Genomic DNA, 13,831 nt, shown 5'->3' with positions numbered 1-13,831 from the left:
AGCAGGGCAACGTTATTCTAACAATGCACTGAATTTCGCCAGCCATTGCGGATGCGCAGGCCAGGCGGGGGCAGTGACCAGATTACCGTCTACGTGCGCCTGATCGATACCAATATTGGCATAGTGCCCGCCGCCGAGGCGGACTTCAGGCGCACAGGCGGGATAGGCGCTACAGGTTCGTCCTTTTAATATGCCGGCAGCAGCGAGCAGTTGCGGTCCGTGGCAAACCGCAGCAATCGGTTTGCGCGCGGCGTCGAAGGCCTGCACCAGTTTCAGCACGTCATCATTTAGCCGGAGATATTCAGGGGCTCGTCCGCCCGGGATTAGCAGCGCGTCATAATCCTGCACTTTTACGGCGGAAAAATCGGCATTGAGGATAAAACGGTGGCCCGGCTTTTCACTGTAGGTCTGGGCGCCGTCGAAATCATGGATCGCCGTCATGATGTAGTCGCCACGGGATTTGTCCGGGCAGACGGCGTCCACCTGATGGCCAATCATCTGTAAAGCCTGAAAGGGCACCATTGTTTCATAATCTTCGGCGTAATCGCCGACCAACATCAGGATTTTCTTGCTCATCATTTCTCACCTTTAGGTTTAACGATGTTTAAGATATAGCCTGGCACAGCTGAATTGCCGGAAATAAAAAAAGCCCGTCAGAGAACGGGCGAAATAAGCAAATGATTTAATGATTCGTTATCAACTTGTTGGAGGATAACGTTGCGTATTTTACGCACCTCTTACCGGTGCTGATACCTGACAAATTCGGTAGGTGAAACAAGGAATTAAACATGCGTCATAGCGCATCGAAGGTGGGGTAGATACTGTTCTCAAGGTATTCCACCAGAAACCAGATCTCACCGCTGAAAATAAACCAGAAGCCAAATATAATAACGAATAAAATAATTATGGTGAGTATTATTTCTGTTTTTCCCATTGCACATCTACCCACCTGTGGTCCATTTATTCGAGAGGGGCATTGTAACGGGGCTTACGAAGATACACCAGTTTCATGCCGCCAGGACTTTATTGCGCCCATCACTTTTGGCGCGATAAAGCGCATCGTCCACACGTTTAAACAGCTCATCCATACTCTCGCCCGGATTATGTCGCGCCACGCCAATGCTGACGGTGAAGCGAGGTAAACCCGGGATCGTGATGCGGGCGACCGCATCGCGCACAGTTTCGGCGATTTGCAGGGCGGTGTCGAGCGGGGTGCGCGGCAGCAGGATGACGAACTCCTCACCGCCCCAGCGGAAGACCAGGTCCTCTTTGCGGCTACAGGCTTCCAGCGTGCGCGAGAGTGAGATCAGCACCTCATCACCTTTCAGGTGGCCGAAGAGGTCGTTGATATTTTTGAAGTGATCGGTATCCACCAGCAGCAGGCTAAATTGCTGCTGCGCGGGAAGATGATAGGTGTTGGCCTGGTCGGTGATGATATAGAACTGACGCCGGTTGAGCAGGCCCGTCATGGAATCACGCAGTGCCGCGTGTTCCAGCTCCTGCTCCAGCCTTTTTTGCTCGGTGATATCGTGGATAATGCACAACATCAATTTGTCACCGTAAATTTCAATCGGCCCGGCATAGGTCTGAACATGGCGGGTGGAGCCATCGGCCAGACGGTGGATAAAGTTGAGGGGCTTATGGCCGCCCGGCAACGCGGCAATCTCCGTCATCACGGGGATCACATCCCGCCCCAGAGTATTGATTTCCCAGGTATGTTTTCTGCACATTTCATCATGCGCATAACCGTAAAAAGTCAGCGCCGCCAGATTGGCATCCACAATCTGGCCATCCCGGGACGGATCGATAAGCAGCATTGGCGCGCTGTTGGTCAGGAAAAAGCGCGCGTAAAATCCCTGTTTTTTGCGCTGGTAGGTCGCGGAGCGGCTGGCCTTAAGCCCGGAGAGAACCTGCTGCGTCAGCCCTTCAAAAACAATAACATTCCCCTGGGGCACGAAATGGGCAAGCGAGAGACGGCAGCTCAGCGCGGTTTCATGTCCATCGCGGGAGATGGTCCAGATTTCGACGATCTCCTGCTCACTCTTCAGTTCAGGCACATACATCGACAGCACGTGATGCGCATTGGCGGAATAGGTACCTTTGCGTAGGTCATCCAGGGTTTTATCGCCCATGATCTGAGCGGCGGCCACATTTGCAAAAATGATCTGTTCTGAAGCAGGTGAAATGAGCCACACGGGGGTTTTAATTAAATTCAGCGCATCAAAACAATTTTGCGACATAGCGTATTCCTGTACATCGGCACAATGTGCCTGAGGATCATGACAGAATTAACGGGAGTGGACTCCTTTGAAACATACTCTACTTAACCCGGTCAGGCATGATTTTTTTGTGAAATATATGCGGGTTCCGCGTGAATTTTACCAATGGGTATAATTTGTTTGTCTGAGTTTTTTTGCAGCAGCAGCCAGGGAACCTGTTCGGCAGGTAATGGACGGGAGAAAAGAAACCCCTGCAGGTAATCACAGCCGAGGTCCGTCAGCACCACCTGTTGTTCTTGCGTCTCGATCCCTTCCGCAACCACATTCATTTCCATGGTCCTGGCGATATTAATAATGGTTTCCACCAGCTTGCGGCTTTTTTCATTTACCAGCATCGAGTGCACAAAGCTCTTGTCGATTTTTAGCTCTTTAGCGGGCAGAACGCTCAACATCAACAGGTTGGAATAGCCGGTGCCAAAATCATCAATCGAGACGGTAATCCCGGCTTGATTGAACGCATTGAGTAATTCAATACTGCGGTCGAGATTTTTCAGTGCGGTACTTTCTGTCACCTCAAGGATAAGCCGGGAGGGCGACAGATTATATTTATGCAACATCGACGAAATGATGTGGAAGATATCCGGCTGTTCGAACTGGACGGGGGAGAGGTTAAAGGACAATGTCCACTGGCTGAAACCTTGTTCTGTCCAGAAATGAAGCTGACGGCATGCCGCTTCAATCGCCCAGTTCCCCACCGGGATGATCAGCCCCGTTTGTTCCAGCGACGGTAAAAACAGATTAGGCAGCAACACCCCTTGCTCAGGGTGCCGCCAGCGCAGAAGGGCTTCAAAACCGTGAATAGTGGTGTCTTTTGCATGCCAGGTCGGCTGATACCACAGTTCAAACTGATCGCGTTCCAGCGCCTGAGTTAACTCCTGCAGGAAGCCGGGGTTGGCCGGAATGGCCGTTGACATCTCGTTCCGGTAGACGGCCCAGCCGTTTCGTCCATCCTCTTTGACGCGATTCAGGGCCGCATCGGCTTTTAGCTTCAGCTCATGCAGCGTCTCGCCATCCTGCGGGTAGAGGCTGACCCCCGCGCTGATTGTTGTGCTCAGCGTGTGCCCACAAAGTGAAAACGGGCGGCGCATATCCTCCAGCAATGTCGTGAGCAGCGCGTTGAGTTTATCGTCGTCACACTCGGGAACCAGCAGGATAAAGGCGTCGCCGCCAAGCCTGGCGAGGGTCATCTCGCGGGTAAGGCGGGCGGTAATGCGCTGCGCGAGAGAGATTAACAACTCATCCCCGGTGTTGTGGCCCCAGGTATCGTTGATGCGTTTGAAATGATCGACGTTGAGGAAAATCACGGCGAATGGCTTCTTGCTGAGCAATGCGCTGCGCAGGCAATCCTGCATCCGAATGTCCATCTGGTGGCGATTAGCGAGACCGGTGAGCGCATCAAACCGCGCCTGCAGTTCAAGCTGACGATTAAGCTGGCGTAGGTTATCGGTCAGTCGGTTCGTCCGCCGGTGCGAGTCGATGAGCGAAATCATTAACATACCGCCGAGCAGGCACAGTGTGGTGACAGAAACCCAGACCGATAACCCCAACTCGCTGATACCGCCGGGCAGGGTATGCGTCATTTCCTGAAAATGGGCGGCACGCATGCCGGTGTAGTGCATCGCGCAGATGGCGACACCCAGCACGCAGGCCGCGAGAATACGATTGATAAACACCCCTTTGCGCATATCCCGCAGGCGAAATGCCAGCCACAGCGCAGCGCCGGAGGCCATAACGGCAATCAACACGGACACGGCAACAATGCGTCGATCCCAGAGAATATGGCTGTCCAGCATCAGTGCGGCCATACCGATAAAGTGCATACAGACCACGCCAGCACTCAGGAGCACCGTGGCAACGATCAATCGAAAAGGGGAAAGGGTTTTACCCGTTACGGCAATATTGATGGCGACCGTGGATGCAACCACCGCCACGCCCAGTGAGGCGAGGGTTAACCAGAGGTTATAGCTCATTATCATCGGCATTTGCATCGACAGCATGCCGATGAAGTGCATTGACCAGATCCCGATCCCAAGCGTGACGCCTCCGGCGATACGCCAGAACATCGCCGTTTTACGGCTGGAAAGCGGGATTTTTCCGGCGCTGTCCAGGGCCACAAATGAGGCGATAAAGGCCACCAGATACGAGAGGGCTATTAACACAGGGTCCCACGATATATTGAGCATTATGCAATCCCACGCCAAAGAGGGTTACCGATTTCGCCTGCCGGGCACGTCTTTAACTGGCAACGTACATGCGCATTCAAATAATATGAGTTAGGTATCGTGCAAAACGACCGGTCATATTAAAACGTTAAGGCTGGCGGTGAATATAAAATATATTCTTTCCGGCACCTATTAAGCATTGCTAAACAAAGGCGAATAATTGCAGCAAAGCTCCTTAAATATGAGCGCGGCCATATTGTCTCATCGCAGGCGATGGTATCGCTTAAAGTGGCAGGAAACCAGTATCACAGGATGCTGCATATAACATTTTCACTAATACCCTGTTTTTATCTGACTTAAGTTAAATCTCAGGTGGCTAACGGCGAAAGGTGAAACCAGCGTTGTTCATCAGGACAAACAACAACACGAATGCTATAAATCTTAATGCCGACCTAAATATAAAATCGTGGATATAATCATGCTAAGAAATATTAGTGTCAGAACCTTCATTGCCGGGTTCCTTTTATGTCTTTTCCTGGTTGATGCAGGTGTCGTTGTTCTATTTTCCAGCAAATCCTCTCTCTTTATTTCACTCAATATCATTAATTTCGTTGCGCTATTTTTGCTCTGGGGCTACATGACAAAGTATCTTGTGACGCCGATCAATACGGTGAAAAAAAGTATTGAAGAAGTGACTGCAGGCAATCTTGGCGTGACTATCCCTGAATTTGGCAATAACTGTGCAGGGCGTTTAATCCCCGGGATTAACAGCCTCTCCAGCAACATCGCGACCCTGGTACGCGAGATCAGGGCCTCGTCGCAAACCGCCATGACCTTGTCCGATGAACTCTCCGCGCGTAGCGCGCAGCTTTCGGTGAAAACAGAGCAGCAGTCTGCATCGCTGGTGCAAACGGCTGCCAGCATGGAGCAGATGGCAGCAAGTACCCGAAATAATGCCGATAACACCCGACTGGCCAGCGAGCAGGCAAACAGGGCGACATTGCAGGCGCGTAAAGGTGGCGAGTTGATGGGGCAGGTGGCCACCAATATGCAATCCATTACCGAATGTGCACAGCAAATGACGGAGATTATCTCAATGATCGACGGCATTGCCTTCCAGACGAATATCCTGGCGCTAAACGCGGCCGTTGAGGCGGCCAGAGCCGGTGACCACGGAAAAGGGTTTTCGGTGGTGGCAGAAGAGGTGCGAAACCTGGCCCACCGCAGCGCGGATGCCGCCAAAAACATCAAAACGCTGATTGAAGTGACCAGCAATAACGTTACTCAGGGCGTGACCGTTGTGTCCGAAGCTGAAAAGAATATGCAAGAAATTGTGACCGGCTCCGGCAATGTCAGCCAGTTGATGGATGACATTTTCACCTCGACGTCAGAGCAGGAGAAAGGCATTTCCCAGATTACGCTGGCCTTGTCTGAGCTGGAACGGGTCACGCAAAGTAACGTTACGATGGCAGAAGAACTCAACGGATCCTCTGATGTACTGCGTAATCAGGTAAGTGAACTGCAGGCGCGGACGCGTAACTTCCGGCTCGAAAAGGGGGATCAGGCTGAATCCACGCCTTCTCATGCTGGCCCGCTGTCATTCCAATCGCGTCCCGGTCACTCCCTCTGATGCACGAAAAGAGCCTGGTCAACCGGGCTCTTTTATCCGGACTTCTCGCCACTGAATTACCCTCCCGTGCGGTCTGAAAAGGCGCCTGGCGGAATACGGTTATTTCCTGAGCGAATTCAGCGCGATGCGAAACATAGTTGTTGCTTAACCCCTGATGAAAGCTAGACTGACAACGAAAGAGCTGAAAAGGGGGAGGCGCGGTGGAGAGTATAAAAGGATCAGAACTAAACGTTCCTGATGCAGTTTTTGCCTGGGTGCTGGATGGTCGTGGCGGTGCCCGACCGCTGGAAGACAACGATGTTATTGATAATGAGCATCCCTGCTGGCTACACCTTAACTATACCCATCCGGACAGTGCCGACTGGCTGGCCACGACGCCGCTCCTGCCGAACAACGTGCGTGATGCGCTGGCGGGTGAAAGCCTGCGGCCACGTGTGAGCAGAATGGGGGACGGCACGCTCATCACTTTGCGTTGCATTAACGGCAGCACCGATGAACGTCCTGACCAGCTGGTCGCGATGCGTGTTTATATGGACGATGGTCTGATTGTCTCCACCCGTCAGCGTAAAGTTCTGGCGCTGGATGATATCGTGAACGATCTGAAAGAGGGCACCGGACCGACCGATTGCGGAAGCTGGCTGGTGGACGTCTGCGACGCGCTGACTGACCATGCGAGTGAGTTTATCGAAGAGCTGCACGATAAAATCATCGACCTCGAAGATAACCTGCTCGATCAGCAGATCCCGCCGCGCGGTTTTCTGGCGCTCCTGCGTAAGCAGTTAATTGTTATGCGCCGCTATATGACGCCACAGCGGGACGTATACGCGCGTCTGTCCAGCGAAAGGCTCAACTGGATGAATGACGATCAGCGACGCCGAATGCAGGATATTGCCGACAGGCTGGGGCGCGGACTTGATGAAATCGATTCCTGTATTGCCCGCACGGGCGTCATGGCGGATGAGATCGCGCAGGTGATGCAGGAGTCGCTGGCAAGAAGAACCTATACGATGTCGCTGATGGCAATGGTCTTTCTGCCGAGCACATTCCTGACGGGATTGTTTGGCGTGAACCTGGGCGGAATTCCCGGCGGCGCGGCCCATTATGGCTTTACCGCATTTTGCGTCATGTTAGTTGTTTTGATCGGTGGTGTTGCATGGTGGTTGCATCGTAGTAAATGGCTGTAAATTTACGCTTTTTTCAGCTTTTACGGAGATCAAAACGCTCTTTTAATTGAGCGAAGTCAATAAACAATGACCGCGTAAGGTGCAATATTACTCCCGCAGGTGAATGCAACGTCAAGCGATGGGCGTTGCGCTCCATATTGTCTTACTTCCTTTTTTGAATTACTGCATAGCACAATTGATTCGTACGACGCCGACTTAACTAGTCGGCTTTTTTTTGCCTCCTGTTCCCCAGCGTCTACCCTAAAAAGGACGTCAGTAAAACCTGGAGGGAATGATGAGCATCTTACTCGCTCTGCAACTGCAGTATTCACGTCAGTCCGATCCGATCCCCACCGATCCGACACCGATGCCCGATCCTGTTCCGCGTCCGCAACCGATGCCTGACCCGCCGCCCGATGAAGAACCGATTAAATTGTCGCATCGAACCCCGAGATCTGCGAGGATACGCGCCATCTGACCGCAAAGATGACCACGAGAGACTATTGTGACCGCTTTTTCAACCCTGAATGTACTGCCCGCCGCCCAACTCGATAACCTCAACGAGTTGGGATACCTCACCATGACGCCTGTTCAGGCGGCCGCATTGCCCGCCATTCTTGAGGGGCGTGATGTACGCGTTCAGGCTAAAACAGGGAGCGGAAAAACGGCGGCTTTCGGTCTGGGTCTGCTGCAGCATATTGATGCTGCGCTGTTTCAGACGCAGTCTCTGGTGCTGTGCCCAACCCGCGAACTGGCGGACCAGGTCGCGGGCGAGCTGCGTCGTCTGGCGCGATTCCTGCCTAATACCAAGATTTTAACCCTCTGTGGCGGACAACCGTTTGGCGCACAGCGTGATTCGCTTCAGCATCCACCACACATCATTGTGGCGACGCCTGGCCGACTGCTCGATCACCTGCAAAAAGGTACGGTCTCGCTGGATGCATTACACACGCTGGTCATGGATGAGGCAGACCGGATGCTGGATATGGGCTTCAGCGATGCTATCGATGAAGTGATCCGTTTCGCGCCTGCAGACCGTCAGACGCTGTTATTTTCGGCGACCTGGCCTGAAGCGATCGCCGCAATCAGTGGCCGCGTGCAGAAAAATCCGCTCACCATCGAAATTGACAGTGTTGATGCGCTGCCTGCTATCGAGCAGCAGTTTTATGAAACGTCCCAGCATGGAAAAATCGCGCTCCTGCAGAAGGTGCTCAGTCAGCATCAGCCCGCTTCCTGCGTGGTGTTCTGTAACACCAAAAAAGATTGTCAGGCGGTCTGTGACGCCCTGAATGCCGCAGGTCAGAGCGCGTTATCGTTGCATGGCGATCTGGAACAGCGCGATCGCGATCAGACGCTGGTCCGTTTCGCCAACGGCAGCGCCCGCGTGCTGGTTGCCACCGACGTGGCGGCGCGCGGTCTGGATATTAAATCGCTTGAGCTGGTCGTGAACTACGAGCTGGCATGGGATCCTGAAGTACACGTTCACCGTATCGGCCGTACTGCGCGTGCCGGAAACAGCGGTCTGGCCATCAGTTTCTGCGCACCGGAAGAGGCGCAGCGCGCCAATATTCTGTCTGAAATGCTGCAGATTAAGCTTAACTGGGTGAATGCACCGGGCAACGTCAGTCTCGTTCCGCTGGAAGCTGAAATGGCAACGCTGTGTATTGATGGCGGTAAAAAAGCCAAGATGCGTCCGGGTGATGTGCTCGGTGCGCTGACCGGAGACGTGGGGCTGGATGGGGCGGATATCGGCAAGATTGCGGTACATCCTGCACATGTTTATGTTGCTGTTCGCCAGTCGGTTGCCCATAAGGCCTGGAAACAGCTGCAGAACGGGAAAATCAAGGGTAAAACCTGTCGCGTTCGTCTGCTGAAATAAAGTTTAAACGCGTCTCAGACGGTGGTCTGAGACGCGTTTGCGTTATTTCACTATTTCACTATTTTACTTCCACGACATTCAGGCGCAGTTCTTCAAACTGATTGTCATCTTCTTCTGGCTGCCAGCCAGCAGGTTTCACGGGGATCTCTTCCCGGTCAAACGCCAGATCGCCGCCATTCACCACTTCCGACTCATGGTTGATACCTTTGAAATCGAAAAGCTCAACGTCCGCGAGGTGAGAAGGCACCACGTTCTGCATCGCGCTGAACATGGTTTCGATACGGCCCGGGTAGCGTTTGTCCCAGTCACGCAGCATGTCACCAATCACCTGACGCTGCAGGTTCGGCTGAGAGCCGCACAGGTTACATGGAATGATCGGGAACCCTTTGGCCTGAGAGAACCGCTCGATATCTTTCTCGCGGCAGTAGGCAAGCGGGCGGATCACAATGTGTTTGCCGTCATCGCTCATCAGTTTTGGCGGCATGCCTTTCATCTTGCCGCCGTAAAACATGTTCAGAAACAGCGTCTGCAGGATATCGTCGCGATGATGGCCGAGTGCGATTTTGGTTGCACCCAGTTCTGTCGCGGTACGGTACAGGATGCCGCGGCGAAGACGAGAGCAGAGCGAGCAGGTGGTTTTGCCTTCCGGGATCTTCTCTTTCACAATCCCGTAGGTATTTTCTTCTACGATTTTGTACTCAACGCCCAGTTTTTCCAGGTATTCCGGCAGAATGTGTTCCGGGAAACCAGGCTGCTTTTGATCGAGGTTAACCGCCACCAGGGAAAACTTCACCGGCGCGCTTTGCTGAAGATTACGCAGGATCTCCAGCATGGTGTAACTGTCTTTACCCCCTGACAGGCAGACCATAATGCGGTCGCCTTCTTCAATCATATTGAAGTCTGCAATGGCTTCACCGACGTTACGGCGCAGACGCTTTTGCAGTTTATTCAGGTTGTATTGCTCTTTCTTATTAATATCTTGATTTTGTTGCATTTAATCTGTACTCAAATTTCAAATGGGGCACCAGTGGGGCAAACGGTTTAGAGGGGCAGCTTATGTCAGCATTGCCCTCTCTTTGCTGTTCATCTCTTCACTCTATGAAGCTTAGATTTCAAACACCCTCTGCGCAGTTTAGTGCCCCATCTGACTGGCAATAAAAGACGGGTCAGCGCCTGCGGTTAACCACCAGCATGCGAAAGTGTGCCGTGTATGGTACGGATTGTTGCGCCGAATGCCAGCACGTTTTACAGGATTTTGAATTGTGGACGGCAGCAACCTTGCTTTGTGATATCGCGTATAATGCGGCTTCGACATACTCTGAACATTCCAGTGGCTTGTGCTATGACCCTCAATCGCTTTTGTTATTTGCTTCTGTTGATCGCCGCAATAGGAAGTCTATTCACCTCGCATCCGTTTATCCTGTGGCTCCTGCTTATCAACGTACTGACGTTAGCGACGTATGGCGCCGACAAAATGGCGGCGCGAAGGGCCATGCGCAGAGTGCCGGAAGCCACACTGCTGGTATTTGGCCTTATCGGCGGATGGCCCGGGGCGATTATAGGTCAGCAACTGTTTCGCCATAAAACGCAAAAGCAGCCCTTCAAAACCTACTTCGTTGTCAGTGTCATCGTCAGTATTTCAGCGATGGTGGCGGTGTACCAACTCTTTCCTGTTTTAACGTACTGAGCGTGTACAAACGGAATGCAATAACGCGCTGACCACGGTAGATAACTAAAAACGACTGCCAATAGTAGTAGGAATATTCTTGAGGTGTTGCTGTTTTTTGCACGATCTGAATAATGTGTGCAACGACACGGATGACAACATCTCATGAAAATTCAAACTATTACACTGGCAATGCTGGTGGTCGTTTCTGCGCCTTCGAGGTCAGCTTTTCAGGAGCGGGAATATAATACCTGGTATATAAAAAATGCTGTTCTTTACGATATGACCCAGACTTCAGACGGTTTCCCGGTCATGTTGAGCATCTCCCAGCCTGAGCGGAAATCAGCAAATTTGCTGGTCTCCTATATCACCGAAGGGCGCTGTGACGGGACCCGGCAAGAACTTAACGTGAATGGCAAAGTGCTTGCGGCCACGTATTATTGTGTTCAGGTCGGGCAGAACCGGATAGAGCATTTTTCGGTGAAAGATGCGCAGAGCGTTAACGGCATGGTTAACCATCTGAAATCGGATTTCACCTTACTTCTTCAAAACGACATCAAGGTCTGGGCTGCGAACATTAATGCGCCCAAATACGGCCTCGCGCCGCGATTCTGACACGTACACCTCGACCTCATCGCCTGTTAGCGTAGGGGTTACGCCCTGTATCACAGAATAAATAGCATCCGTGACAACGCCACGTTTTACCACAATCCTGCTACGCTTTTTGTGTTGTACAAGGGAGCACAAACATGAAGAACAAAGATGAACAAACGGGATTAGTGGGACTGGCAATTGGTGCCGCCGTTATCGGTCTTGTTTCAGCACAGCAACCCATCCATCGAGACAGTATTGTGAGTGAACTGGTCAGACTCGGCAGACAGAAAGGCGATGGCGTTGAAGACGAGGTTTTCGTTAAGGCTGCCGAGCTCGTGAGAAAGGGGGTGTAACCGATGGCTGATATTCGTCATGCACAGTGCCATTGTGGCGCGGTGGCGTTTACCGTTGAACTTTCAGACGGATTAAATACCGCCCGGCGCTGCAGCTGCTCTTTTTGCCGGATGCGGGGCGCCGTGGTGGTCTCGGCACCGCTGTCAGGCATTACCGTAACAAAAGGGGCGGATAAGCTCACGGAATATCGTTTTAACACAGGAACAGCCCGCCATTTCTTCTGCTCGGTCTGCGGGATTTATACCTTCCATCAGCGGCGTTCAAATCCCAACGAATACGGCGTGAATGTGGCCTGTTTTGAAAATGTGACCCCCTTTGATTTTGCCGAAGTGGCGGTGATGGACGGCGTTAATCATCCCGCGGATGGCGACAGCGGGGTTTTCGGCTACCTCTCTTTTCGTCAAAAAGAAGCATAACTGCCGCCTGGCCAGATTTTAACAATGCGGCCTATAGTGGGGAGTGGGTATCCGAAACAGGAGAGAAATATGCTGTATGTTGAGAAAGACGATCCGCGTGAGGCGCCTGAGTCAGGTGATAAAAAGCCTCAGCCGGTCAAAAAATAGTCCGTTGATACGTTTCCCGCCACCGGCCCTGCTGGTGGCGTATTGTTTGGGGGAAACCTTAACTGCCATCCAGATGGTTCAACAGCGCGCCGAGATGCCCAACGACACCACCAAAATCAAAAATTAACGCCATCCATATAATCGCCAGAAGGGTAAGTACGGCAACTGATACACGACCAAACAATGCAGTTATCCTTAATGAAGCAAAGTCTATAAGGTGAGTGTACACGGGTTTCTTTAAACTTACCCTTAACGACACCGTCATAAATTTTCCTTTTGAGATGATTCACACATTCACTGAGCCGACAGGCGCGCAGAGAGGGAAATATGATGGGAGAGAAGAGGAGGGCTGGCTTCAGGCGTCGCAACGAAAATAACGAGCCCGCATCACGATGCGGGCTCTTGGGATCAGAACTGGTAAACCAGACCTAATGCAACGACATCATCCGTGCTAATGCCGTTATTTTTGTAGAAACTGTCATCTTCATCCAACAGGTTGATTTTATAATCAACGTAGGTGGACATGTTTTTGTTGAAGTAGTAGGTTGCGCCTACGTCAGCATATTTAACCAGATCCTGATCGCCCTGACCGTTGGCCAGGTCTTTACCTTTAGACTGCAGATAAGAAATTGCCGGGCGCAGGCCGAAGTCGAACTGATATTGCGCGGTCACTTCAACGTTTTGCGTTTTATTGGCCACGGCATCCGTATTATCGCCATAAGGGGTCATATTGCGGGTTTCAGAATACATTGCCGCCAGATAAATATTGTTGGCGTCATATTTCAGGCCTGCAGTCCAGGCATCCGCTTTATCGCCACCGGCAGTGGTATTCATCACCTGTTCGTTGGTACGGTCAGAAGAGGTATAGGCAGCACCCGCGCTGATACCCATGCCAAAGTCATAGGTGGTGGAGATACCGAAGCCGTCACCGTTCTCATGGCGCGTGTCGCGACCATTGTTGGTGCCTTCCTGGTTGTTGCTGGCATCTTCGTTCTTACCCTGATACTGCAGGGCAAAGTTCAGACCCTGTACCAGACCATAAAAGTCAGTGTTACGGTAGGTTGCGACCCCGTTGGCACGGCCAGTCATAAAGTTGTCTGCATTGGTGTAAGAGTCACCACCGAATTCTGGCAACATATCGGTCCAGCCTTCCACGTCGTACAGAACGCCATAGTTACGACCGTAATCGAAGGAGCCATAGTCACCGACTTTAATACCGGCGAAGGCCAGACGCGTCCATGACTGGTTATCAGACCCTTCAGTGTTATTGGCCTGGATGTTGTATTCCCATTGGGCGTAACCGGTCATCATGTTGTTGATCTGGGTTTCACCCTTGAAGCCCAGACGCATGTAAGTTTGATCGCCATCTTTAGAGGCATCGTCGGAGAAGTAATGCAGACCATCTACTTTTCCGTACAGATCTAATTTGTTGCCGTCTTTATTATAAATTTCTGCAGCATGCGCAGCGCCAGCCATTAACAGCGCTGGAATCATCAGGGCCAGTACTTTTCTTTGCATTTTGGAATTCCTTTGCAGTTGTT

The 13,831-nt window shown here is 52.0% G+C and carries 16 protein-coding genes and 1 pseudogene; 9 read left to right on the top strand and 8 right to left on the bottom strand.

What is annotated here, in order from left to right:
• Positions 1–12 precede the first annotated feature (12 nt).
• The 4 genes from BH714_RS08085 to BH714_RS08070 all read right to left on the bottom strand — a co-directional run bounded on the left by BH714_RS08085 (position 13) and on the right by BH714_RS08070 (position 4,462).
• Positions 13–576, bottom strand: a complete 564-nt coding sequence (locus BH714_RS08085) for a DJ-1/PfpI family protein (RefSeq protein ID WP_040017619.1) — start codon at positions 574–576, stop codon at positions 13–15.
• Positions 577–793: 217 nt separating this feature from the next.
• A complete protein-coding gene (locus tag BH714_RS24045; protein WP_020882478.1) occupies positions 794–934 on the bottom strand; it encodes an Ecr family regulatory small membrane protein in 141 nt (46 codons plus the stop codon).
• Between the two features lie 73 nt (positions 935–1,007).
• The gene (locus tag BH714_RS08075; protein WP_040017617.1) at positions 1,008–2,240 is read right to left on the bottom strand and encodes a sensor domain-containing diguanylate cyclase; all 1,233 of its coding nucleotides are present in this window, start codon (positions 2,238–2,240) and stop codon (positions 1,008–1,010) included.
• A gap of 92 nt (positions 2,241–2,332) precedes the next feature.
• Complete coding sequence (locus BH714_RS08070) at positions 2,333–4,462, bottom strand: putative bifunctional diguanylate cyclase/phosphodiesterase (protein ID WP_040017616.1); 2,130 nt, start codon at positions 4,460–4,462, stop codon at positions 2,333–2,335.
• A gap of 457 nt (positions 4,463–4,919) precedes the next feature.
• On the opposite strand from BH714_RS08070, the gene BH714_RS08065 reads away from it, so the two are divergent.
• The 4 genes from BH714_RS08065 to dbpA all read left to right on the top strand — a co-directional run bounded on the left by BH714_RS08065 (position 4,920) and on the right by dbpA (position 9,113).
• Positions 4,920–6,071 carry a methyl-accepting chemotaxis protein gene (locus tag BH714_RS08065; RefSeq protein ID WP_069973199.1) on the top strand — a complete coding sequence of 384 codons (1,152 nt, stop codon included), beginning with the start codon at positions 4,920–4,922 and terminating at the stop codon, positions 6,069–6,071.
• 200 nt (positions 6,072–6,271) lie between these two features.
• Complete coding sequence (zntB, locus tag BH714_RS08060; RefSeq protein ID WP_014170313.1) at positions 6,272–7,255, top strand: zinc transporter ZntB; 984 nt, start codon at positions 6,272–6,274, stop codon at positions 7,253–7,255.
• A 274-nt stretch (positions 7,256–7,529) separates the two neighbouring features.
• Positions 7,530–7,712 carry a proline-rich small protein YnaL gene (gene ynaL, locus BH714_RS24475; protein WP_020882481.1) on the top strand — a complete coding sequence of 61 codons (183 nt, stop codon included), beginning with the start codon at positions 7,530–7,532 and terminating at the stop codon, positions 7,710–7,712.
• Between the two features lie 27 nt (positions 7,713–7,739).
• Complete coding sequence (dbpA, locus tag BH714_RS08055) at positions 7,740–9,113, top strand: ATP-dependent RNA helicase DbpA (protein WP_014170312.1); 1,374 nt, start codon at positions 7,740–7,742, stop codon at positions 9,111–9,113.
• A gap of 58 nt (positions 9,114–9,171) precedes the next feature.
• Here dbpA and ttcA read toward each other — a convergent pair whose 3' ends face one another.
• Together ttcA and BH714_RS23545 are read right to left on the bottom strand one after the other, a co-directional pair.
• Positions 9,172–10,107, bottom strand: coding sequence for a tRNA 2-thiocytidine(32) synthetase TtcA (ttcA, locus tag BH714_RS08050; protein WP_032678259.1), 936 nt, complete (start codon positions 10,105–10,107; stop codon positions 9,172–9,174).
• Between the two features lie 141 nt (positions 10,108–10,248).
• Positions 10,249–10,365 (bottom strand): annotated as a pseudogene (locus tag BH714_RS23545) (site-specific integrase); the annotation flags it as partial.
• A 90-nt stretch (positions 10,366–10,455) separates the two neighbouring features.
• On the opposite strand from BH714_RS23545, the gene BH714_RS08045 reads away from it, so the two are divergent.
• From BH714_RS08045 to BH714_RS24310, 5 genes are all read left to right on the top strand, one after another.
• Entirely contained in the window at positions 10,456–10,800 is a 345-nt protein-coding gene (locus BH714_RS08045) for a DUF1294 domain-containing protein (RefSeq protein ID WP_040017614.1), read from the top strand.
• A gap of 144 nt (positions 10,801–10,944) precedes the next feature.
• Positions 10,945–11,394 carry a hypothetical protein gene (locus tag BH714_RS08040; RefSeq protein ID WP_040017613.1) on the top strand — a complete coding sequence of 150 codons (450 nt, stop codon included), beginning with the start codon at positions 10,945–10,947 and terminating at the stop codon, positions 11,392–11,394.
• 134 nt (positions 11,395–11,528) lie between these two features.
• Positions 11,529–11,726 carry a hypothetical protein gene (locus tag BH714_RS08035; protein ID WP_014170281.1) on the top strand — a complete coding sequence of 66 codons (198 nt, stop codon included), beginning with the start codon at positions 11,529–11,531 and terminating at the stop codon, positions 11,724–11,726.
• Positions 11,727–11,729: 3 nt separating this feature from the next.
• On the top strand, positions 11,730–12,143 hold the full coding sequence (locus BH714_RS08030) for a GFA family protein (protein WP_020884007.1): 414 nt from the start codon (positions 11,730–11,732) through the stop codon (positions 12,141–12,143).
• Positions 12,144–12,212: 69 nt separating this feature from the next.
• Positions 12,213–12,290, top strand: coding sequence for a hypothetical protein (locus BH714_RS24310; protein WP_223263916.1), 78 nt, complete (start codon positions 12,213–12,215; stop codon positions 12,288–12,290).
• 58 nt (positions 12,291–12,348) lie between these two features.
• Here BH714_RS24310 and BH714_RS24040 read toward each other — a convergent pair whose 3' ends face one another.
• Together BH714_RS24040 and ompC are read right to left on the bottom strand one after the other, a co-directional pair.
• Entirely contained in the window at positions 12,349–12,555 is a 207-nt protein-coding gene (locus tag BH714_RS24040; RefSeq protein WP_063934306.1) for a hypothetical protein, read from the bottom strand.
• Between the two features lie 143 nt (positions 12,556–12,698).
• Entirely contained in the window at positions 12,699–13,808 is a 1,110-nt protein-coding gene (ompC, locus tag BH714_RS08020) for a porin OmpC (protein WP_032678256.1), read from the bottom strand.
• Positions 13,809–13,831: the final 23 nt, after the last annotated feature.

This window comes from Enterobacter ludwigii (assembly GCF_001750725.1).
GTDB lineage: Bacteria > Pseudomonadota > Gammaproteobacteria > Enterobacterales > Enterobacteriaceae > Enterobacter > Enterobacter ludwigii.
The sequence above is the reverse complement of the archived record's forward strand: the minus strand, read 5'-3'. Positions and strand labels throughout refer to the sequence as shown.

Bases quoted from the DNA above. Each gene is read 5' to 3' on its own strand.
- BH714_RS08085 (WP_040017619.1), bottom strand. From the start codon at position 576: ATGAGCAAGAAAATCCTGATGTTGGTCGGCGATTACGCCGAAGATTAT.
- BH714_RS24045 (WP_020882478.1), bottom strand. From the start codon at position 934: ATGGGAAAAACAGAAATAATACTCACCATAATTATTTTATTCGTTATT.
- BH714_RS08075 (WP_040017617.1), bottom strand. From the start codon at position 2,240: ATGTCGCAAAATTGTTTTGATGCGCTGAATTTAATTAAAACCCCCGTG.
- BH714_RS08070 (WP_040017616.1), bottom strand. From the start codon at position 4,462: ATGCTCAATATATCGTGGGACCCTGTGTTAATAGCCCTCTCGTATCTG.
- BH714_RS08065 (WP_069973199.1), top strand. From the start codon at position 4,920: ATGCTAAGAAATATTAGTGTCAGAACCTTCATTGCCGGGTTCCTTTTA.
- ynaL (WP_020882481.1), top strand. From the start codon at position 7,530: ATGAGCATCTTACTCGCTCTGCAACTGCAGTATTCACGTCAGTCCGAT.
- ttcA (WP_032678259.1), bottom strand. From the start codon at position 10,107: ATGCAACAAAATCAAGATATTAATAAGAAAGAGCAATACAACCTGAAT.
- BH714_RS08045 (WP_040017614.1), top strand. From the start codon at position 10,456: ATGACCCTCAATCGCTTTTGTTATTTGCTTCTGTTGATCGCCGCAATA.
- BH714_RS08040 (WP_040017613.1), top strand. From the start codon at position 10,945: ATGAAAATTCAAACTATTACACTGGCAATGCTGGTGGTCGTTTCTGCG.
- BH714_RS08035 (WP_014170281.1), top strand. From the start codon at position 11,529: ATGAAGAACAAAGATGAACAAACGGGATTAGTGGGACTGGCAATTGGT.
- BH714_RS08030 (WP_020884007.1), top strand. From the start codon at position 11,730: ATGGCTGATATTCGTCATGCACAGTGCCATTGTGGCGCGGTGGCGTTT.
- BH714_RS24310 (WP_223263916.1), top strand. From the start codon at position 12,213: ATGCTGTATGTTGAGAAAGACGATCCGCGTGAGGCGCCTGAGTCAGGT.
- BH714_RS24040 (WP_063934306.1), bottom strand. From the start codon at position 12,555: ATGACGGTGTCGTTAAGGGTAAGTTTAAAGAAACCCGTGTACACTCAC.
- ompC (WP_032678256.1), bottom strand. From the start codon at position 13,808: ATGCAAAGAAAAGTACTGGCCCTGATGATTCCAGCGCTGTTAATGGCT.